This window comes from Castellaniella defragrans (assembly GCF_014203015.1).
GTDB classification, from domain to species: Bacteria; Pseudomonadota; Gammaproteobacteria; order Burkholderiales; family Burkholderiaceae_B; genus Castellaniella; species Castellaniella defragrans.
Genome location: NZ_JACHIB010000001.1, coordinates 34,679 through 53,703 on the forward strand (window position 1 = coordinate 34,679; position 19,025 = coordinate 53,703).

Genomic DNA, 19,025 nt, shown 5'->3' on the forward strand with positions numbered 1-19,025 from the left:
CGCCCGCCCCGCCGCAGCGGGGCCGGACGGGCGCGAAGCGCCCTACTTGAACATGTTGTTGTAGTCCTGGTCCGAGGTCGCCGGCGTCTCGCCCTCGGCCCCGGCGCCATAGCCGCCGAAGTTGCCCATGTCGAGCTTGACGTCCTCGATGTTGACCTGGGGCCGGTCGGCCTTGTAGTGGGTGACCATGCCCGGGTACAGCAGCACCAGGACGACCATGGCGATCTGGATCACGATGAAGGGAATCGAGCCCCAGTAGATCTGGCCGGTGGTGACCTTGGCGATGGTCTTGCCGGTGACCCGGTCCTGGTAGTCTTCCTTGGGCGCCACCGACCGCAGGTAGAACAGCGCGAAGCCGAACGGCGGGTGCATGAAGGACGTCTGCATGTTCACCGCCAGCAGGATGCCCAGCCAGATCAGGTCGATGCCCATCTTGTCCGCCACCGGCCCGATCAGCGGCACGATGATGAAGGCCAGCTCGAAGAAGTCGAGGAAGAAGGCCAGGCAGAAGGTCAGGATGCTGACCACGATCAGGAAGCCCATCTCGCCGCCCGGCAGGCCGGTGAGCAGGTGCTCGACCCACAGGTCGCCGTTGACCCCGCGGAAGGTCAGGCTGAACACCGAGGAGCCGATCAGGATGAACACCACGAAGCAGGTCAGCGTGGTGGTGGTGTCCATGGCCTGGCGCAGCAGCTTGAAGTTCAGCCGCCGCTTGATCATGGCCATCACCAGCGCGCCGACCGCGCCCATGGCACCGCCTTCGGTCGGCGTGGCCACGCCGATGAAGATCGTGCCCAGCACCAGGAAGATCAGCGCCAGCGGCGGGATCATGACGAAGGTCACGCGCTCGGCGATCTGCGACAGCAGGCCCAGGCGCAGGATCTTGTTGAGCCCGGCCATGACGAAGGCCGCCACGCCCCAGATCAGGATGCTGGTGACGATCAGCTCGTCCACGTGCGCGCCGTCGTCCAGCAGGAGCTCCACGCCGCCGACGGAAATCGCCACGGCCAGCGCCATCAGCACCAGCAGCGAGGGAATGCCGTGGCCGCCGTTGGGCTCGACGAAGGTGCGCGCCTCGGGCGGAATGGCCGGCGCCAGCTTGGGCCGGAACAGCGCCATCAGGACGACGTACAGGATGTACAGCCCCGTCAGGGCGAAGCCCGGCAGGAACGCGCCCTTGTACATGTCGCCGATGGAGCGGCCCAGCTGGTCGGCCAGCACGATCAGCACCAGCGACGGCGGGATGATCTGCGACAAGGTGCCGGAGGCCGCGATCACCCCCGTGGCCAGGCGGCGGTCATAGCCATAGCGCAGCATGATGGGCAGCGAGATCAGGCCCATCGAGATCACCGAGGCGGACACTACGCCGGTGGTCGCCGCCAGCATCGCGCCCACCAGGATGACCGCGATCGCCAGGCCGCCGCGCAGCGGGCCGAACAGCTGGCCGACGGTCTCCAGCAGATCCTCGGCCATGCCGGAGCGCTCCAGGATCAGCCCCATGAAGGTGAAGAACGGCACCGCCAGCAGGGACTCGTTGCCCATCACGCCGAACACGCGCTGCGGCAGGGCCTGGAACAGGGCCGGGGACAGCAGGCCCAGGTCGATCCCGATCAGGCCGAACAGGATGCCGTTGGCCGCCAGCGAGAAGGCCACCGGGAAACCCAGCAGCAGCAGGATCACCAGCATGCCGAACATGATCGGCGCCATATAAGCCAGAAACAATGCTTCCATGGTCAGTGCCTCTCATGCGAGGCGGCCTCGCGCTGTTGCGCCTCGCGGGCGATTTCTTCGGCGAGCAGTTCCTCGGCGGACTTGCCCGTGTGCACGTCGCGGGGATCGGGGCAGCGGCCGAGCAGGCAGCCGATGCACTTGATCAGGTGCGAGACGCCCGCGCCCACCAGCAGGGCGAAGCCGATGGGAATCAGCAGCTTGGCCGGCCAGCGGATCAGGCCGCCCGCGTTGGAGGACTGTTCGTGGTTGACGTAGGCGTCCATGAAGAACGGCCAGGACAGCCACATGATGAGCCCGCAGGCGGGCAGCAGGAAGAGCAGCACGCCGGCCACTTCGATCCAGAGCTGGGTGCGCCGGGACAAGTGCGAGGCCAGGACGTCGACGCGGACGTGTTCGTTCTTGAGCAGGGTATAGCCGGACGCCAGCAGGAAGATGGCGCCGAACAGATACCACTGCAGTTCGAGCCAGGCGTTGGAACTGACGTTGAACAGCTTGCGGACCGTCGCGTTGGTGGCGCTGACGAGTACCGCGAGCAGGATCAGCCAGGTCACGGCCCGGCCCACGCGGCGATTGACGGCGTCGATCGCTCGCGACAGGGCGAGAAGTGCATTCATGGTGAGAGCCGATGAAAAAAGGGTTGCGTCCGGACACGCGCCAGCCCCCTCGTGGGGGGCTGGCGCGTGATCCGGTCATGAGCGGCCTTCAAGAAAAGCAGGCCGGCACGAGGCGTCGATTACTTGGCCGCCGAGGCCATGTACTGGTCGAAGCTGCCTTCGGCGATCCGGAACCACGGGATTTCGTGGTCGCGGAAGCCCATGTAGGCGTCGTGGATCTTCTTGAAGCCCGCATCCTTGGCGGACAGTTCCGCGTAGGTTTCCTGGGCGGCCTTGTAGCAGGCGTCCATGACGGGCTTCGGGAAGGCGCGCAGTTTGGCGCCTTCGGCGATCAGGCGCTTGAGGGCGTTGGGGTTCTCGGCGTCGTAGGTGGCGATCATGGTGTTGGTCGCCAGGGCGGAGGCCTGGTCCAGCACGGCCTGGTAGTGCTTGGGCAGGGCTTCGTACTTGTCCTTGTTGACGTACAGGGACACCTGCAGCGTGCCTTCCCACCAGCCCGGGAAGTAGTAGAACGGCGCCACGCGGTGGAAGCCGAGCTTTTCGTCGTCGTAGGGGCCGATCCATTCGGCCGCGTCGATGGTGCCCTTTTCCAGGGACGGATAGATGTCGCCGCCGGCGATCTGCTGCGGCACCACGCCGAGCTTCATCAGGACTGCGCCGGCGAAGGCCGCCGTGCGGAATTTCAGGCCCTTGAGGTCGTCGACCGTCTTGACTTCCTTGCGGAACCAGCCGCCCATCTGGGTGCCGGTGTAGCCGCACGGGAAGTTCACGATGTTGAACTTGGCGAACAGTTCGCGCAGCACCTGCAGGCCGCCCGCATGGCGCACCCAGGCGTTGTACTGGCGGGTGTTCAGGCCGAAGGGCACGGCGCCGTCGAAGCACAGGGCCGGGTCCTTGCCGAAGTAGTAGTAGGACGCGGTATGGCCGCATTCGACCGTGCCGTTCTGCACGCCGTCGAGCACACCCAGGGCGGGGAGGATCTCGCCGCCGGGAAAGGCGCGGATCTGGAACTTGCCGCCGGTCGCCTCGGAGACGTATTTGGCGACGTTTTCGCCGCCGGAATAGATGGCGTCGGCGCTGCGGGGGAAACTGGATGCCAGGCGCCAGGAAATGGCGGGTGATTCCTGAGCGAAAGCGGGAGCGGCCAGGGTGGCGCCGCCAGCGGCCGCGCCGAGGGCAGCCTTCTTGAGGAAGGAACGACGTTGCATGAGAGAGAGCCCCTAAGTTGGTTGGTAAACCGTTGAGATGTGCCGTTTTGTAAACGGACGAGAGCGCGTGCATGATGCACGAAACCTCAAGGATCCCGCAATCAGTAATAACGCCTAGTGTTTTTCCCGATTGAATCTGCCAATTTCCACGAGAGCAATAGGGAAACCCACCTACGCAGGCCCTTTCCGGGCATTTCCGCGCCCCGTATGCGACAATGCCGATTTGGTCATCACGACCCGTCGGCGTGCCACCCTCTTCCGATTCCTTCAGCCTGGCCCGGATCGCCATCCCGGCGTTCGGCCCCTCCCTGCTCTTTGGCCTGGGCGAAGGCGCCATCTACCCCGTCCTCGCGCTGAGCGCCCGCGATCTGGGCGCCAGTTCGGCGCAGGCCGGGCTGATCGTGGCCCTGATCGGCATCGGCTCGATGATGGCCAACCTGCCGGCCGCCATGCTGACCAACCGCTACGGCGAACGCCACGCCATGATCGGCGCGGCCGTCTTCAGCCTGGCGGCACTGGCCCTGTGCCTGGTCGCCCATTCCCCCTGGGTGCTGGGCCTGGGCGTCCTGATGATCGGCCTGGCCAGCTCCGTCTTCCTGCTGGCGCGCCAGACCTATCTGATCGAGGCCGTGCCGGCCACCATGCGCGCGCGCGCCATGTCCACCCTCGGGGGCACCATGCGGGTGGGGCTGTTCGCGGGCCCCTTCATGGCCGCCGGCTTCATCCACCTGATGGACCTGCCGGGCGCCTACTGGGCCGCCATCCTGGCCTTCGTGGGCACCGGCATCCTGGCCTTCACCATCCCCGACCTCGAACCGCGCGACCGCGCCGTGAACCGCAGCGCCCCGCCCCTGTCCCTCGCAAGCCTGGCCCGCGTGCACGCGGGCGTCTTCCTGACGCTGGGCGTGGCCACGGCGCTGGTCTCGGCGATCCGCTCCTGCCGCCAGATCGTCATCCCGCTGTGGGCCGACCAGATCGGCCTGGACGCCACGGCGACCGCCCTGATCTACGGCATCATGGGCGGCGTGGACATGCTGCTGTTCTATCCGGCCGGCCGCATCATGGACCTGCGCGGGCGCCTGTGGGTGGCCCTGCCCTGCATGCTGATCATGGGCGTCAGCCTGATCGCCATCCCCTGGACCACCGGGTTCGCCGGTCTGCTGGCGGTCAGCATGGTGCTGGGCGTGGGCAACGGCATCGGCTCGGGCATCATCATGACCATCGGCGCCGACGCCTCGCCCCCCGCCGACCGCACCCGCTTCCTGGGCATCTGGCGGCTGATCACCGATCTCGGCGGCGGAGGCGGCCCCCTGCTGCTGTCCGCCCTCACCGCCGCGCTGTCGCTCGCCAGCGGCATCACCGCCATCGGCGCCCTGGGCTTCGTCGCCGCCTGGATGTTCTGGCGCTGGCTGCCCCGCAGGACCGCCTCTCCCTAGGACGCACACGAACAGGCTCCGACCCATGCCGCAGACCGTCCCCGAACCTCGCCCCTCCGAGACCCATGCCGCCGTGCGCGCCGCCCTGTTCCTGGTCCTGGTGGGCATGTGCGCCGCGCTGCACATCTGGAAGGTCCCGCCGGCCCTGCCCCAGCTGCAGGCCGAACTGCGGCTCAGCCTGGTGGAATCGGGCTTCCTGCTGTCGGCGGTGCAGCTGGGCGGGCTGATCCTGGGCCTGCCGGTGGCGCTGGCGGCCGAACGCATCGGCCTGCGCCGCTGCATCGTGGCCGGCCTGGCCATCCTGGCGGTGTCCTCGATGCTGGGCGCCTGGCTGGATTCCAGCCTGCTGGTGCTGCTGTTCCGCGCCGCGGAGGGCTGCGGCGTCCTGATGATCGCCATGCCGATCCCGGCGCTGATCCGCCGCCTGGTGCCGCCGGACCGGCTGAGCCGCATCATGGGCCTGTGGGGCAGCTACATGCCGCTGGGCACCGTGGTCATCCTGCTGGCGGGCTCCTGGATCCTGAGCCTGGGCAGCTGGCAGCTGCTGTGGTGGCTGCTGGCGGCGCTGACCCTGGGCTGCCTGCTGCTCACCCTGCGCCTGGTGCCGCCGGACCCCGCCGCCGATCCCGGCCGTCCCCACGATTCCGTGGCGCAGCTGGTGCGCGCCACCCTGGGGTCGGTGAACGTCTGGCTGGTCGCCCTGATCTTCGGCCTGTACGCGGGCCAGTGGATGGCGGTGATCGGCTTCCTGCCCACCATCTACGCCGCCCAGGGCGTCGGCGGCACGACGGCCGGGCTGCTGACGGCCATCGTGGCGGGCGCCAACGCCATCGGCAACCTGTCGGCCGGCCGGCTGCTGCACCACGGCGTGGCAGCCTGGCAATTGCTGGTCACGGGGCTGGCGACCATGATCCTGTGCGCCTGGGCCGCCTTCGGCGCCGGCCTGCCCGCCTCGGGCCAGTTCGTGGCCGTGCTGGTGTTTTCCATGATGGGCGGCCTGGTGCCCACGACCCTGTTCGTGCTGGGCCTGACGCTGACGCCCACCCCGCGGACCGCCTCGGCGACCATCGGCTGGATGCAGCAATGCTCGTCCCTGGGGCAGTTCGCCGGGCCGCCCTTCGTGGCCTGGGTGGTCAACCGGGCCGGCGGCGACTGGCAGTGGACCTGGACCGCCACCGCCGCCTTCGCGGCGGCCGGCATCGTCCTGTCGGTCCTGATCGGCCTGCGCACGCGGCCCCGGAACGCTACACCCCGGGACGCTACACGATAGGCGGCACGGGCAGGCCCGACTGGGCCCAGTCCACCGGCGCGACCACGGGCAGGACACGGCTGGGGCAGTCCGGATCGGACAGATCCACCCGCCGCTCCGGGATGGCGTGGCTCCAGCGGATCGAATAGAAGATCTTGACCACGGGCAGCTCGGGCGCATGGGGGTTCTGCGCCACCACCAGGCCCAGTTCGCTCTGCGTCAGGCTGATGATGGAGCCCAGCGGATAGCGCCCCACCGTGCGCACGAAGGCGCCCAGCACGTCCATGTCGAACTGCCCTTCGGACTTCAGCATCTTGTACAGCGCGAAGGCCGGGTCCCAGCCTTTCTTGAAGGGCCGCGTCGAGGTGACCTCGTCGTAGTAATTGCAGACGGCCGCCATGCGGGCGAGCAGGCTGAGGTCGCCGCCGGCCAGGCCGTCGGGGAAGCCCTTGCCGTCGATGCGCTCGTGGTGGTGCAGGCAGACGTCGATGACCTCGGGCGGCACGCCCGGATCCCGGCGCAGCACCTCGGCGCCGCTTTGCGGATGCTTGCGCATCAGTTCCTGGGGCGGCTGGATCGGACGGCCGAGCTTGCCCGGCGTCTCGTCCGGGTCGCGCACCTTGCCGATGTCGTGCAGCAGGCCGGCCATGCCGGCCAGGCGCACCTGTTCGTCGGACAGCCCCAGGGTCCGCGCCAGCGAGGTCATCAGCGCCGCCACGGCCACGGAGTGCGCGTACAGATACTGGTCGGCGCGCTTGATGCGCGCCAGGCTGGTGAGCGCGTCCGGATGCCCCTCGATGGAGTCGGCCATGTCCTGCACCAGGCCCTCGATCTGCCGCAGGTCGATCTTGCCTTCCAGCTCCGCGTCGGCGAACAGCTGCTGCACCTGTTCGCGCGAGCCGTCGAGGATGTCGCGGGCGTCGTCGAAGGCCTGCTGCTCCGGCGTGGCGGACGGTGGCGCGGCCTCGGCCGCCTTCGCGGCGGGCTGCGCCGCGCCCTGGGCGGCCGGCGCGCCCTGGGAGCCGCTCTGCGGCACGGGCGCGGCGGCGGCGGTGGCGGTGGCCAGCTCGGCGGTGGGGATGTCCACCCCCCGGTTGGTGTCGATCAGCACCCATTCCAGCCTCGATTCCTGCAGGCGGCGCAGCTTGCGCTCGTTCTGGATCAGGAAACGCGAGCGCCAGAAGGCGTGGTCCAGGAAAGAGCCGCCCAGGTCATGCACGTACATGCCGATGCACAATTGGGACACGGGGACTTTCTTGATCATGGGCGAGTTCCAGGAAACGGGTGGCGGCGGCGCATCAGACGGCCCCGCCGCTCCGCGGGGGGACGCCCGGGTCGTCGAGGCCTTCCCAGCGCGGCCCGGGCACATGGATGTCGAAGAGTTCCAGCACGCGGCACACGGTATGGTCGATCAGTTCATCCAGTGTAACCGGGCGCAGATAGAATGCCGGCAGCGGCGGGAAGATCACGCCGCCCATTTCGGTCACTGCCGTCATGTTGCGCAGATGCGCGAGATTGAAGGGGGTTTCCCGCACCATCAGCACCAGCCGGCGGCGTTCCTTGAGGGTCACGTCCGCCGCCCGGGTGATGAGGTTGTCCGACAGGCCATGCGCCACGGCCGCCAGCGTGCGCATCGAACAGGGCACCACCACCATGCCGGCCGTGCGGAAACTGCCGCTGGCCAGCACCGCGCCCACGTCCCGATGGCTGTGGACGTGATCGGCCAGCGCATGCACGGCCTGGCGATCCAGGCCGAGTTCATGGCGCACGTTCAGCACCCCGGAGGGCGACATGACGAGATGGGTTTCCACCCCGCCGTGCGCCCGCGCGATTTCCAGCAGGCGGGTGGCGTACCGGACGCCGGTCGCCCCGCTGATGCCGACGACCAGCCGCCGGGGGGGATTCACTCGATGGCCCCGGCGTCCTTCAGCAGTTGGGCCAGTTCGCCGTTCTGGTGCATTTCGTTCATGATGTCGGTGCCGCCGATGAATTCGCCCTTGACGTAGAGCTGGGGAATCGTCGGCCAGTTGGCGTAGTCCTTGATGCCCTGGCGGACTTCGGGGTCTTCCAGCACGTTGACGGTGACCAGCTTGGTGACGCCGGTCTCCTTCAGGATCTGGATGGCGCGGCCGGAAAAGCCGCATTGCGGGAACTGGGCCGTGCCCTTCATGAACAGGACGACCGGGTGGCCGGTGACCGTTTCACGGATGAAATTCTGGACTTCGGATTGGACTGCTTCGCTCATGGTGGTCTCGCTTGAAAATGCCCCCACGCCAGCTTCGGGACGGCCTGGCGGCAGAAAATGAACCCCCACGCCGCGCCTTCGGCTCGCTGCCCCCGGAGGGGGCGCTTTTTGCCTTGGGGCGGCCTGGCGGCAAAAAATGAACCTCCACGCCGCGCCCCGGGGCTGTGCTCCAGGGGCGGCCTGGCGGTAAAAAAATCAGGCCTGCAAACAGCCTCGGGTGACGCGTTCGATGCCGGACAGATCCCGCTCGCTGGCGACGTCGGCGAACCCGTGGCGCAAAAACAGGGACCGGACGGCCGCCGCCTGGTCCCAGCCGTGTTCCACGCACAGGATCCCGCCCGGGCCCAGATGGTCCGGCGCGCCCCGCACGATTTCGCGCAGGGCCCGCAGGCCATCGGCTCCGTCGGTCAGGGCGCCCGGAGGCTCGAAGCGCAGGTCGCCTTGCCCCAGGTGCGCATCCCGCGCGTCGATGTACGGAGGATTCGAGACGATCAGATCGAAACGCACCGAACCCAACTCGGTATCGTACCAATTCCCGTGTGAAAACAATAGTTTTGCCCCCAGGGCGCATGCGTTCTTTCGCGCCACGGCCAGGGCCTCGGCGCTGCGGTCGGTGGCCCGCACCCGGGCATCGGGCCGCTCCAGCGCCAGGGTCACCGCCACGATGCCGCTGCCCGTGCCCAGATCCAGCACGCAAGGCGCGCGCACGTCCCGGATCGCCCGCAGACCGCACTCGACCAGCAGCTCGGTGTCCGGCCGGGGGATCAGCACCGCCGGGGTGACGAGGAAGTCGCGGCCGAAGAATTCCCGCCGGCCCAGGATGTAGGCGATGGGCTCGCCCGCGATCCGGCGCGCCTCCAGCGCCCGGTAGGCGTCGAGCTGCGCCGGCTGCAGGGGATCGGCATCGTGCGCGATCAGCCAGGCGCGCGGCACGTCCAGCACCCGCTGCCACAGCAGTTGGGCTTCCAGGCGCGGCAGCGGGCTGGCCGCCAGGGATTCGCGCAGAGTCCGGATCATGTCCGGCGTCCCGCGCGCATCGCCGCGATGCGCCCGCCCCGGGGGTCCGGCCGGATTCCCATCGCGTTTCTCATCGCTTCAGTCCAGCGCCAGCGCGGCGAGCTGCTCGGCCTGGTGCTCGGCGAGCAGCGCGTCGGTCAGCTCGCCCAGGTCGCCGTCCATCACCTGCGCCAGCTTGTACAGCGTCAGGTTGATGCGATGGTCGGTGACGCGGCCCTGCGGGAAATTGTAGGTGCGGATGCGCTCCGAGCGGTCGCCCGAGCCTACCAGGCTCTTGCGCTGGGCGGCTTCGCGGGCGTGGATTTCCTGCTGCTGGCGGTCCTTCAGCCGGGCGGCCAGCACCTGCATGGCCTTGTCCTTGTTGCGGTGCTGCGAACGGTCGTCCTGGCATTCCACCACCAGGCCGGTCGGCAGGTGGGTGATGCGCACCGCCGAATCGGTCTTGTTGATGTGCTGCCCCCCCGCCCCACTGGCGCGGAAGGTGTCGATGCGCAGGTCGTTGGGATCGATGCGGATGTCGGCCTGGGGATCGGCCTCGGGCATCACCGCCACCGTGCAGGCGGACGTGTGCACGCGGCCCTGGGACTCGGTCTCGGGCACGCGCTGGACGCGGTGGGCGCCGGACTCGAACTTCAGGCGGCCGTAGACGCCGTCGCCCTCGACGTGGGCGATGACTTCCTTGTAGCCGCCCAGCTCGGACGCGCTCTCGGACATCAGTTCCACCCGCCAGCCGCGCATTTCCGCGTAGCGGGTGTACATGCGCAGCAGGTCGCCCGCGAACAGGGCGCTTTCGTCTCCGCCCGTGCCGGCGCGGATTTCCAGGAAGACGCTGCGGTCGTCGTCCGGATTCTTCGGCAGCAGCAGGATCTGCAATTCGGCTTCCAGCGCCTCGATGCGCGCGTCGGCGCCCGACAGCTCTTCCTCGGCCAGCGCCTTCATGTCGGGGTCGGAAAGCATCTCGCGCGCCGCGTCCCGGTCGTCGCACGCCCGCTGCCAGGACTCGAACACCCGCACCACGGGCTCCAGCTCGGCGCGCTCGCGCGTCCATTTGCGGAAGCGGTCCATGTCGTCGGCGCTGTCCGGCTCGGCCAGCAGGGCGTCGATCTCGGCCAGGCGGTGGCTGAGCTGTTCCAGACGGCTGCGCATCGAACTTTTCATGGAGGGAGGTTCCGGAAAATCACAAGGAAGCCAGGACCCGGCCCGCGCGGGACCGGATCGGCACGAAGAGGGGGAGATCGGCGCTACCGGCGGCGGGCGCCGGATTCGGGCAGCAGGCGGGGCAGCAGCGCCAGCAGCTGGTCGCGCTCGGCGCCTTCGCTGCGGTTCAGGGCGGCCAGCGGGCCGTGCATGTACTTGTGCGTCAGGCTGTGCGCGAGCAGTTCGAGCACGGCCTCGGGATCGTCGCCGCGCGCCAGCAGCCGCCGGGCGCGGTCCAGTTCGGCCAGGCGCAGGGCGTCGGCGCTTTGCTGGTAGTCGATGATCGCCGGCACGATTTCGCGGTTGCTGAGCCAGTGCATGAAATGCCGCACCCGCGCTTCGATGATGGCTTCGGCCTGGACCACGGCGGCGCGGCGCGCGTCGGTGCCCGACTGCACCATGCGGCCCAGATCATCGACGGTGTACAGGTAGACGTCGGCCAGGCGGCCGGCCTCGGGCTCGATGTCGCGCGGCACGGCCAGGTCCACCATCACCATGGGACGGTGGCGCCGCGCGCGCGCGGCCCTTTCCACCATCCCCAGGCCGAGGATGGGCAGGGACGAGGCCGTACAGGAGACGACCACGTCGAATTCGGCCAGGTGGTCCGGCAGCGCCGACAGCTTCAGCGTGCGGGCGTCGAACTGGGCCGCCAGGGTCTCGGCGCGCTCCAGCGTGCGGTTGGCCACCGCGATCTGGCGCGGCCGCACCGCGGCGAAATGGGTGGCGCAGAGTTCGATCATCTCGCCCGCGCCGATGAACAGCACGTTGCTACAGGACAGGTCGCCCAGCACGCGCTCGGTCAGGCGCACGGCGGCGGCGGCCATGGACACCGAATGCGCGCCGATGGCCGTCTGCGAGCGGACTTCCTTGGCGACGGAGAAGGTACGCTGGAACAGCTGGTGCAGCAGCGTGCCCAGCGTGCCGGCCTGCTCGGCCGTGCGCACGGCGTCCTTCATCTGGCCGAGGATCTGCGGCTCGCCCAGCACCATGGAATCCAGGCCGCTGGCCACGCGGAAGGCATGGCGCACGGCGTCGTTCTTCTGGTACTGGTAGAGGTGCGGCGCCAGCAGGCCGGTTTCCAGGCGGTTGAATTCCGCCAGCCAGGCGGGCAGTTCCGGCGCGACGCCCGGATCGGCCGCACAGTAGATTTCCGTGCGGTTGCAGGTGGACAGGATGGCGGCCTCGCGCACGCCGCTGCCGAAGGCGGACCGCAGGGCCGCCAGGGCGGGCTTGACCAGTTCGAGCGGAAACGACACGCGCTCCCGCACCGAGACCGGTGCGGAAACGTGGTTCAGGCCAAAGGTCAGGACGTCGACGGACATGCCCGCAGGAAAAAGTTGCACGAGAAGATGGCTTGTATTATAGGGCGTTGCCGCCCGACTTGGAACGCCGACCGTCGCTTCCGGACATCGCTTGCCTGCACAGGATCAAATTTTCATGTATGATTCTGCGTCTTGGCCCGGTAGCTCAGTCGGTAGAGCAGAGGATTGAAAATCCTTGTGTCGGTGGTTCGATTCCGCCCCGGGCCACCATAGAATTTACAGTAGAATCAAACACTTAGCCCAGCCGATGCGCTGGGCTTTTTATTTGGTCTGTCACTTTTCTGTCAATTCCATTGGTGGACGGGTGCGCTTCGGTGCGGTGTTGTGCCATTTTCCGGCCGTCATCTCGCGAGTTTGCCTATACGCAATTCCACTCCCACAGGAATTGTGATGAACCAAACCTCCCCCCTCCGCACCACCTCCCATGTGGAGGTGCGGCATGGCTAAACCTTTTCGCGAAGGCAACGGCTGGTCGTTTCGACTACGCATCAAGGGCCAGGACGAATACCGCAGTGGCTTCCCTTCGGAGGCGGCTGCGAACAACGCTCAGGCCGAGCTACGCACCGAAATCCGGCAACAAGGCTCGGCAGTTGGCAGCGGACCATTTCGCACGTCAGTAGCCGGCGCCTTCACCACCTACGCCAAGAAGCGCCTCCCATACCTCAAAGGCGCACTCCTCGACTCACGGATCATCAATCGCTACCTGCGCGCCATTCCACCCAATTGTTGTCGATCGGTGCATCGCCATCATCCAGGTAGCGCGTGAGCGCCTCCCAGCGTTTTAAGCTGTAAGCCATTGCCCGCGCCGTCCCCGATCCGTCAGGTACACGCTGGCGCTGGGCGATCGCCACTGATGTAAGGTATTGGCAATGGGTACGGCTGTTTGCTGCCGTATCCGCTTGCGCTCATCGGCGGGCAGTTCTGCCACCTCACGTTCAACCCCGTACAGCCCACCGAACAGCTCCAGTGCCTGGGCGGCGATCTGGCTCTGATGATTGACGTGCAGATCATGGAACTTACGCCGGGCATGGGCCAGACAGCCCAGTTCCGTGATGCCGGTGGCGAACCCGGCCTTGTAGCCGGAGTAATCGTCCGTGACCAGTTTGCCGCGCCAGTCTTGCAAGAAGGTGCGGCAGTGCGCCCCGGCACGGCTGGGTGCGAAGTCATAAATGACCGCACGCAGGCTGTCGTAGGATGTGGACGTGTACGCCCACAGATACGCCCGCTGGGTCTTGCCCGCGCCGGGCGTGAGCATCTGCACCGGTGTCTCGTCGGCATGCAGCACCGTACGGCCCAGCATCTCGGCCTTGAGCGCATCGACCAGGCATGGTGGATGTCGGTGCGCGGCAACTCGACAGGCAACCGCAGACGGCGCGGTGCTTGCGGTTTCTGGGGCGTAGCCGCAGGCTCATCGCGCAAGGCGGCCAGTTCTTCCTCGATGGCCGCCAGATCCTCGTCCATCGTCTCTTGCAGCACACTGAGCTGGGCGGCATTGAGCTGCTCGCTGCGCTTGCCATAGCGCCAGCGCTTGTACATCGCCAGTTCGTGGGTGAGCTGATCGATATGCGTCTGCTTGGTGTGGATCAGTTGATCCTGTGTGGCAAGCTGCCCGTCACGCACGGCCACGTCGCCCATCAGTTGCTGGACCAAGGTGCGTAGCTGTTGCTCATCGAGGTGATCGAGGGATGTTGCCGAATCCATGGGCCGCAGTATGCCGCAGTTGGCTCGGTGACAGTATCGGCATCTTGCCTGATTTACAGCACCGAGATCGTGCCCGCTGATCCCACATGCTGCCACGGCAGGCCCAGCACCAGGGCATGCCACTGCTCGGTGTCCAGTCCGACACGGGATCCGTGCACTGCATCGGCCCAGACGAACTTGCCCCGGTTCAGGCGTCGGGCCGCCAGCCACACGCCAATGCCGTCGTGCACCAGCACCTTCATGCGATTGGCCCGCCGGTTGGCGAAGCAATACGCATGATGCGGGTGAGCCGCGCCAAACGCCGTCACCACGCGCGCCAGCGCTGTGCCCGCACCTGCGCGCATGTCCAGCGGCTCGGTGGCCAGCCAGATGGCTTCAATGCGAATCATCGCAGCCACTCGCGCAGCCAGGACACGCACGCCCCGGCGTCGCTGACCGGCCAGCGCACCGTCGCCTGCACAGCACCACGCGCCAGATGAATCTCGATATGATGACCTACACCAGGTACACCCGCGGGCATGATCGGCACAAACGCCGTTGCGGGCTGTCGTTCGGCCTGTCGAATCCATTTGTGAACCACATTTGCGTTGATGCCGTGCGAGAGTGCTACGCCGGCCACTGACACGCCGGGTTGACTGCACTGGGCCACAATCTGAGCCTTCAAGTCCTTCGGATAAGAGCGCCGCTGGCGCAGCGGAGCCAATTCTGCCTTGCTCATGGTGTCCACCTAAAAATGGTGGACACTATCGGAAGCGACCCGGAGGGCTCAAGATGGATTCACCGGGTGCTTACCCTTGGCGGCCCTGACATAAAAGCGCACGTGGCCTTTGCGCTCGTGGGGCAGGCCCGGCCCAGGTGTACCATCCCGCCAATGATGCGATGCGCGCGGCCCAACTTTGGGGGTGCTATTCAATCACCAAAATCATCCGGCCATTGTTGCGCCCCATGCAGCACGCGCAGGATGCGCACGACATCCCCATAGATGCGATAAGGCGCGATATAGGGCGTCTGACCGATGACCAGTTCTCGGGTGTCCTCAACGCGGCCAAGCCGGCCGAACTCCGGGTACTGTGCAAGCCGATTGACCTGTTCTTCGATACGACTGTCAACCAATACCGCTGCTTTGGGGCTTTCCGACTCGATGTAATCGAAAATCCTGTCGCGGTCTTCCATCGCAAACTCCGACCACTCGACCTTCACGCCTTGCCCTCGGCTTTGCGCATGGCGGCGGCGCGGCGTTTGGCGAAATGGGCAGAGGCCTCTTCGTTGGACACGGCAGGACGCGGGTCGCTCAAGGCCTCTTGAACCTTGGCGCGGAACCAGGCGTCGTGCGCCGCCGGATCAACGGCAAAGTTGAACGGCAGCGTCCCTTCATTGGCCACACGGGTCAATAGAATACGCACAGCATCCGACACGGTGAGGCCCATGTTGTTGAGCACTTCCGTGGCCCGTTCTTTCAGAACGGGGTCGATGCGAGTTTGAACCAATGCACTGGCGGACATAGCGAGCCTCCTGTGGGATAGGCTTGAGCCATCATGATTGTAATTCAATTGCATTACATCATCAAGGAAATCTGTACAAGCTCATCCAATCTGCACAGTCGTGTGCATCACTTTCCCAACTTGTCCATCTTGCTGTGCAAGCGTTGCTCTGGCCCTCGTACGCCCTAACTCCTCTGTCCGAAAAACATATACAAATATCGGACCAGGGTGCCCTATGAACGATATCAAAGCCCAACTCAGACCGACATCGACGCGGCCGCTCCCGGTCGAGTGTGGGTGCCGGCCGATTTTTCTCACTTTGACGGTCGTGATGCCGTGGATAAGGCGCTCCAACGCTTGGTCCGCGGCTGGCCAGCTTCGTCGCATTGACCGTGACCTGTACGACCGGCCCAGGGAGAACAACCAGACCAAGAAGACAGCGGCCCCGGACTACCGTGCCGTGGTGGATTCGATCGCACGCCGCGACCAACTGCGCCTGCTGGTTGATGGCATGACCGCTGCCAACGACCAGGGCCTGGCGGACGCGGTGCCCGCACATGTCACCATCCATACCGACGCACGCCGGCGCACCATCCAGCTCGATAATCTGACCATCACTTCAAGCTCACCGCTCCGAACCGCCTGCATTGGGCCGATCGGCCCACCATGCGCGTCGTGCAAGCACTGCACTGGCTCAAGGACACCCTGCCTGCGGACAAACCCCGTATCGTCAAGCGATTGACTCAACTGCTTGCCGATACACAAGGCGATGCCATCCGCCAGGACTTGATGGCAGACAAAATCACCTCCCGCCCTGATGTTTTGCAAGCCGTAGCATTAGCCTACTTGCGAACGGAGACCCCTATTCCCTAGAATGTTCCCTCGGTATCAACCACTTTTGAAAAGGTCCTTTATCCATGCTGGCTTACGATCATTTTTCGATCGTGCCCCGGGCCACCAGAATTGGCGCCTGACTGTTCTCAGTCGGGCGTTTTGTTTTGGCGGAACCCCGCGTGATGCGCCGGGAGCCGGCTGCGCCCAGATGGCCGGCCACGCATGAGGGTCGTCTGGACGCCGGAAGCCCTTGCAGGATCGGCAGCGGCCCCAGGCGCCGCGGCATTTAGGCCAGCGCGTCCGCCATTTCGGCGGTGACCCGGAGAAACACGTCTATGTCCTCGGGCGTATGCACGTGCAGGGGGGATATGCGTACGCCTCCGCCGAGCCCGAATGAATCCAGCATCCGTTTTGAATAGATGCTGGCGGCGGTCCGCTGATAGACCACCACGCCGCGCCGCTCGTATTCCAGGACGGCTTCCGAGCAATCGAGACCGCCCAGGTCGATCATGACGATGAGATCACGCTTGCTCAGGTCGGGATGATCGAGATGCACCTTCACCTTCGGAATATGCCGCAGCCCCTCGACCGATCCGCTGCCTTCCAGCAACCGTGACAACAATGCGCGCTCGTGCAGTTCGATGCGGGTCATTCCGCTTGCGAACAAGTCGCGGCGATCGCGGCTGTCGGTGAACTTCCCGCCCAGCCAGCAGACATACGAGACGATCTCCGTCATGGCCGCGAACTGCCAAGGCGTGCCGCTGCCCAGGCCCCAGGCATCGGCGTTCTTCCCCTGGAGCTTGTGGTGCGGCAGCACGGCGGCCCGATCCGACAGCCAGGCCATCCCCGAGCCGCGCACGCCGAAAATCTTGTACGGCGCAATATTGATGCCGTCCACCGGCGTGCGCTGGAGATCGATCAGACCATGAGGCGCGTGTTGCACGGCATCGACGAGAATGTAGAGATCCGGCTTGATGGCGCGCGTCCGCCGGACGATTTCCTCAAGGTCCAGCTTCGCGCCCGAAATGTTGGATGCACAGATCACGTTGAGCAGGCAGGTGTCCTGGTCGATCAATTGCACGATCGCGTCGACGTCGATGCCGCCGGTACGCGGATTGCTCTGCGCGACCCGCAGTTCCCTGCCCGACCGTTGCGCATAAAGGGACATCGCATCGAACGCCGAAGGATGTTCCAGCACGGTGGTCACCATATTGGTCCCGGCCACGTTTTCCGCGACGGCGCGCACCATGTCGAACATGACCGAAGAAGCCGTCTGGGCCGCATGGATGCTGCCCCCTTTCGCGTTCAGCAAGCAGCGGAAGTCCGCCTCGCCCCTGGCCTGGACATCCTGCAGGCGGCGCGCCACCGTGTGGACGCGCTCGATGTTGTCCGGAATCGCATCCAGTTCGGCCAGGCGCTCCAGCACGGATTTCAATCGAAACGCTCCGCCGGCATTGTCGAAATACAGGCGCTTCTGGCCCGCATGGTCGTGATCCACCTGATGGAATCTGCTTTTGATCTCGGACATGAGGTCTTCAGGAAGGAATTGGCCTTGAGAAAGGGACATAAGACGCTCTTGAAATGGTTTCACGGAATGTCGGCGATTATGAAACCGATCCAAGTTCGATGAAAGGGAGATTTTTATATCCAAATAGATGAAATAAAGCGATATGTGGAACCACCGGCTCATCCGCCGGGCCGAACCCGCCGGACGACCGGTTCGGGAGGTTCATGGGCATGGCCATCACGGCCCTCCGCACTCCTAGGGAATACCCTAGAATTCATATCCAGCAGCGGCCAATGCAGCCCCTGAAAAGAGTGCCCACCCCCTCTTCAATTTGAATATAGATTCCATATAACATCATGATTCATATGGAAATTATTCCCCATGAACAGGCCCACGGATCCGCGCAAGAACAAACATTCTTTTTAGGAATGGGAAAACCTCAAATTAATTCCCTTTTGCGCTTCCGCATTTTTTTGCATGATGCACGCTGGATCGATTTGATGGGATCCAATGGCCATGCGAGATATTCTTTTGCACGGCGCCTTCATCGAAGCGATCCGCCGGGAACGCGGAAAGCCGGTTCGGCCCCGCAGGCGGATCGATCGATCATAATCATCAAGCACCGGAGAGACGCATGAAATTCAAAATCGCATTGAAAGCCACCGCCATCGCTTTGGCCCTGGGCGCCAGCTGCGCCGCATCGGCCAACGCGCTGGATGACGTCAAGAGCCGCGGCACGCTCGTCTGCGGCACGCTGGGGACGTCGGAACCCTTCAGCTTCCAGGATCCCAAGACACGCCAGGTCGTCGGCTACGAAGTCGATCTCTGCCAGGAAATCGCAGACCATCTGGGCGTCAAGCTGGAAATCAAGATGATCGCCGTGGCGGCGCGCATCCCCGAACTGGTCGCCGGCCGGGTGGACGTCGTGGCGGCCAATCTCGGCTGGTCTCCCGACCGGGCCCAGCAGATCGATTACAGCTACGCCGACTACGTCAGCCCGCAGAAAATCCTGATCCGCAGTTCCGATGCCGATACGCTGAAGACGCCTGCGGACCTGTCGGGAAAACGGGTCAGCGCGGTCAGCGGTTCGTCTTCGGAAGCCGGCGCCAAGCGCCTGATCCCGAACGTCACGACCGTGACGTTCAAGGATCCGCCGACCTCGTACCTGGCGCTGCAGCAAAACAAGGTTTCCGGCTTCGTCGGATCCGAGCTCATGCTGCTGAAATTCGAGCAGGAATCACGGAAAACGGGCAGCAAGACCCAGATGATCGACAAGCCGCTGTTCACCGAGCCGTGGGGCATCGGCGTGCGCAAGGGCGAAAAGGAACTGCTGGCGGAAGTCAACGACACACTGGCCCAGCTGGAAGCCTCCCAAAAAGCCCAGGCGATCTTCGACAAATGGTTCGGCAAGGACACCAAGTTCTACACGAAGCGCACATTCAAGTTCGAGGAAATCAAGGGCTAGTCGAATAAAGGAAGGGCG

Annotated in this window: 19 protein-coding genes, 1 tRNA gene and 1 pseudogene; 6 read left to right on the plus strand and 15 right to left on the minus strand. The window is 65.6% G+C overall.

Annotation, left to right across the window (positions count from 1 at the left end; translation table 11 throughout):
• Positions 1-42: 42 nt before the first annotated feature.
• From HNR28_RS00140 to HNR28_RS00150, 3 genes are all read right to left on the minus strand, one after another.
• Complete coding sequence (locus HNR28_RS00140; RefSeq protein ID WP_043679987.1) at positions 43-1,731, minus strand: TRAP transporter large permease; 1,689 nt, start codon at positions 1,729-1,731, stop codon at positions 43-45.
• Positions 1,732-1,733: 2 nt separating this feature from the next.
• The gene (locus HNR28_RS00145) at positions 1,734-2,345 is read right to left on the minus strand and encodes a TRAP transporter small permease subunit (protein WP_043679984.1); all 612 of its coding nucleotides are present in this window, start codon (positions 2,343-2,345) and stop codon (positions 1,734-1,736) included.
• 119 nt (positions 2,346-2,464) lie between these two features.
• On the minus strand, positions 2,465-3,553 hold the full coding sequence (locus tag HNR28_RS00150) for a TRAP transporter substrate-binding protein (protein ID WP_043679981.1): 1,089 nt from the start codon (positions 3,551-3,553) through the stop codon (positions 2,465-2,467).
• Between the two features lie 245 nt (positions 3,554-3,798).
• On the opposite strand from HNR28_RS00150, the gene HNR28_RS00155 reads away from it, so the two are divergent.
• Together HNR28_RS00155 and HNR28_RS00160 are read left to right on the plus strand one after the other, a co-directional pair.
• Positions 3,799-4,989 (plus strand): MFS transporter, encoded by a 1,191-nt coding sequence (locus tag HNR28_RS00155; protein WP_043679979.1) that lies wholly within the window; start codon positions 3,799-3,801, stop codon positions 4,987-4,989.
• A 25-nt stretch (positions 4,990-5,014) separates the two neighbouring features.
• The gene (locus HNR28_RS00160; RefSeq protein ID WP_052355555.1) at positions 5,015-6,259 is read left to right on the plus strand and encodes an MFS transporter; all 1,245 of its coding nucleotides are present in this window, start codon (positions 5,015-5,017) and stop codon (positions 6,257-6,259) included.
• Here the strand turns inward: HNR28_RS00160 and HNR28_RS00165 are convergent.
• The 6 genes from HNR28_RS00165 to hemA all read right to left on the minus strand — a co-directional run bounded on the left by HNR28_RS00165 (position 6,249) and on the right by hemA (position 12,019).
• Complete coding sequence (locus tag HNR28_RS00165) at positions 6,249-7,502, minus strand: HD-GYP domain-containing protein (RefSeq protein ID WP_052355554.1); 1,254 nt, start codon at positions 7,500-7,502, stop codon at positions 6,249-6,251. The genes HNR28_RS00160 and HNR28_RS00165 overlap by 11 nt on opposite strands.
• A 34-nt stretch (positions 7,503-7,536) precedes the next feature.
• Positions 7,537-8,145 (minus strand): UbiX family flavin prenyltransferase, encoded by a 609-nt coding sequence (locus HNR28_RS00170; protein WP_043679976.1) that lies wholly within the window; start codon positions 8,143-8,145, stop codon positions 7,537-7,539.
• Entirely contained in the window at positions 8,142-8,483 is a 342-nt protein-coding gene (gene grxD, locus HNR28_RS18170) for a Grx4 family monothiol glutaredoxin (protein ID WP_043679974.1), read from the minus strand. Before grxD ends, HNR28_RS00170 begins: the two co-directional genes overlap by 4 nt.
• 195 nt (positions 8,484-8,678) lie before the next feature.
• Positions 8,679-9,500 (minus strand): peptide chain release factor N(5)-glutamine methyltransferase, encoded by an 822-nt coding sequence (prmC, locus tag HNR28_RS00175; protein ID WP_151023933.1) that lies wholly within the window; start codon positions 9,498-9,500, stop codon positions 8,679-8,681.
• A 78-nt stretch (positions 9,501-9,578) separates the two neighbouring features.
• Entirely contained in the window at positions 9,579-10,658 is a 1,080-nt protein-coding gene (gene prfA, locus HNR28_RS00180; RefSeq protein ID WP_043679968.1) for a peptide chain release factor 1, read from the minus strand.
• An 83-nt stretch (positions 10,659-10,741) separates the two neighbouring features.
• Positions 10,742-12,019, minus strand: a complete 1,278-nt coding sequence (hemA, locus tag HNR28_RS00185; protein ID WP_043679966.1) for a glutamyl-tRNA reductase — start codon at positions 12,017-12,019, stop codon at positions 10,742-10,744.
• 134 nt (positions 12,020-12,153) lie between these two features.
• Here hemA and HNR28_RS00190 point away from each other — a divergent pair.
• Together HNR28_RS00190 and HNR28_RS00195 are read left to right on the plus strand one after the other, a co-directional pair.
• Positions 12,154-12,229 (plus strand) — tRNA-Phe (locus tag HNR28_RS00190).
• A 229-nt stretch (positions 12,230-12,458) separates the two neighbouring features.
• Positions 12,459-12,785 carry a hypothetical protein gene (locus HNR28_RS00195; RefSeq protein WP_162177827.1) on the plus strand — a complete coding sequence of 109 codons (327 nt, stop codon included), beginning with the start codon at positions 12,459-12,461 and terminating at the stop codon, positions 12,783-12,785.
• On the opposite strand, the pseudogene tnpC reads toward HNR28_RS00195, so the two are convergent.
• The 5 genes and pseudogenes from tnpC to HNR28_RS00220 form a co-directional block, all read right to left on the minus strand.
• Positions 12,733-13,720: pseudogene (gene tnpC / locus HNR28_RS18835) on the minus strand (IS66 family transposase); the annotation flags it as partial. The gene HNR28_RS00195 and the pseudogene tnpC overlap by 53 nt on opposite strands.
• 53 nt (positions 13,721-13,773) lie before the next feature.
• Positions 13,774-14,109, minus strand: a complete 336-nt coding sequence (tnpB, locus tag HNR28_RS00205; RefSeq protein WP_151023932.1) for an IS66 family insertion sequence element accessory protein TnpB — start codon at positions 14,107-14,109, stop codon at positions 13,774-13,776.
• A complete protein-coding gene (tnpA, locus tag HNR28_RS00210) occupies positions 14,106-14,438 on the minus strand; it encodes an IS66-like element accessory protein TnpA (protein ID WP_148304866.1) in 333 nt (110 codons plus the stop codon). The genes tnpB and tnpA overlap by 4 nt, the downstream gene beginning before the upstream one ends.
• Positions 14,439-14,629: 191 nt before the next feature.
• The gene (locus tag HNR28_RS00215; protein WP_043679852.1) at positions 14,630-14,920 is read right to left on the minus strand and encodes a type II toxin-antitoxin system RelE/ParE family toxin; all 291 of its coding nucleotides are present in this window, start codon (positions 14,918-14,920) and stop codon (positions 14,630-14,632) included.
• Entirely contained in the window at positions 14,917-15,222 is a 306-nt protein-coding gene (locus HNR28_RS00220) for a type II toxin-antitoxin system RelB/DinJ family antitoxin (RefSeq protein WP_043679849.1), read from the minus strand. The genes HNR28_RS00215 and HNR28_RS00220 overlap by 4 nt, the downstream gene beginning before the upstream one ends.
• Before the next feature lie 214 nt (positions 15,223-15,436).
• Here HNR28_RS00220 and HNR28_RS00225 point away from each other — a divergent pair, with 214 nt between their 5' ends.
• Complete coding sequence (locus tag HNR28_RS00225; RefSeq protein ID WP_242404256.1) at positions 15,437-15,943, plus strand: DUF6088 family protein; 507 nt, start codon at positions 15,437-15,439, stop codon at positions 15,941-15,943.
• Between the two features lie 378 nt (positions 15,944-16,321).
• Here the strand turns inward: HNR28_RS00225 and HNR28_RS00230 are convergent, their stop codons facing one another.
• Positions 16,322-17,602 (minus strand): aminotransferase class V-fold PLP-dependent enzyme, encoded by a 1,281-nt coding sequence (locus tag HNR28_RS00230; RefSeq protein ID WP_043679847.1) that lies wholly within the window; start codon positions 17,600-17,602, stop codon positions 16,322-16,324.
• A 574-nt stretch (positions 17,603-18,176) separates the two neighbouring features.
• Between HNR28_RS00230 and HNR28_RS00235 the strand changes: the two genes are divergently transcribed.
• Positions 18,177-19,007, plus strand: a complete 831-nt coding sequence (locus HNR28_RS00235) for an ABC transporter substrate-binding protein (protein ID WP_043679844.1) — start codon at positions 18,177-18,179, stop codon at positions 19,005-19,007.
• The last annotated feature ends 18 nt before the right edge of the window (positions 19,008-19,025 follow it).

What these genes read in the sequence shown, in the direction of transcription:
- HNR28_RS00195 (WP_162177827.1), top strand. Translation starts at nt 12,459, where the DNA reads ATGGCTAAACCTTTTCGCGAAGGCAACGGCTGGTCGTTTCGACTACGC.
- HNR28_RS00220 (WP_043679849.1), bottom strand. Translation starts at nt 15,222, where the DNA reads ATGTCCGCCAGTGCATTGGTTCAAACTCGCATCGACCCCGTTCTGAAA.
- grxD (WP_043679974.1), bottom strand. Translation starts at nt 8,483, where the DNA reads ATGAGCGAAGCAGTCCAATCCGAAGTCCAGAATTTCATCCGTGAAACG.
- hemA (WP_043679966.1), bottom strand. Translation starts at nt 12,019, where the DNA reads ATGTCCGTCGACGTCCTGACCTTTGGCCTGAACCACGTTTCCGCACCG.
- tnpA (WP_148304866.1), bottom strand. Translation starts at nt 14,438, where the DNA reads ATGAGCAAGGCAGAATTGGCTCCGCTGCGCCAGCGGCGCTCTTATCCG.
- HNR28_RS00225 (WP_242404256.1), top strand. Translation starts at nt 15,437, where the DNA reads ATGAACGATATCAAAGCCCAACTCAGACCGACATCGACGCGGCCGCTC.
- HNR28_RS00230 (WP_043679847.1), bottom strand. Translation starts at nt 17,602, where the DNA reads ATGTCCCTTTCTCAAGGCCAATTCCTTCCTGAAGACCTCATGTCCGAG.
- HNR28_RS00140 (WP_043679987.1), bottom strand. Translation starts at nt 1,731, where the DNA reads ATGGAAGCATTGTTTCTGGCTTATATGGCGCCGATCATGTTCGGCATG.
- prfA (WP_043679968.1), bottom strand. Translation starts at nt 10,658, where the DNA reads ATGAAAAGTTCGATGCGCAGCCGTCTGGAACAGCTCAGCCACCGCCTG.
- HNR28_RS00235 (WP_043679844.1), top strand. Translation starts at nt 18,177, where the DNA reads ATGAAATTCAAAATCGCATTGAAAGCCACCGCCATCGCTTTGGCCCTG.
- HNR28_RS00165 (WP_052355554.1), bottom strand. Translation starts at nt 7,502, where the DNA reads ATGATCAAGAAAGTCCCCGTGTCCCAATTGTGCATCGGCATGTACGTG.
- HNR28_RS00150 (WP_043679981.1), bottom strand. Translation starts at nt 3,553, where the DNA reads ATGCAACGTCGTTCCTTCCTCAAGAAGGCTGCCCTCGGCGCGGCCGCT.
- tnpB (WP_151023932.1), bottom strand. Translation starts at nt 14,109, where the DNA reads ATGATTCGCATTGAAGCCATCTGGCTGGCCACCGAGCCGCTGGACATG.
- prmC (WP_151023933.1), bottom strand. Translation starts at nt 9,500, where the DNA reads ATGATCCGGACTCTGCGCGAATCCCTGGCGGCCAGCCCGCTGCCGCGC.
- HNR28_RS00145 (WP_043679984.1), bottom strand. Translation starts at nt 2,345, where the DNA reads ATGAATGCACTTCTCGCCCTGTCGCGAGCGATCGACGCCGTCAATCGC.
- HNR28_RS00160 (WP_052355555.1), top strand. Translation starts at nt 5,015, where the DNA reads ATGCCGCAGACCGTCCCCGAACCTCGCCCCTCCGAGACCCATGCCGCC.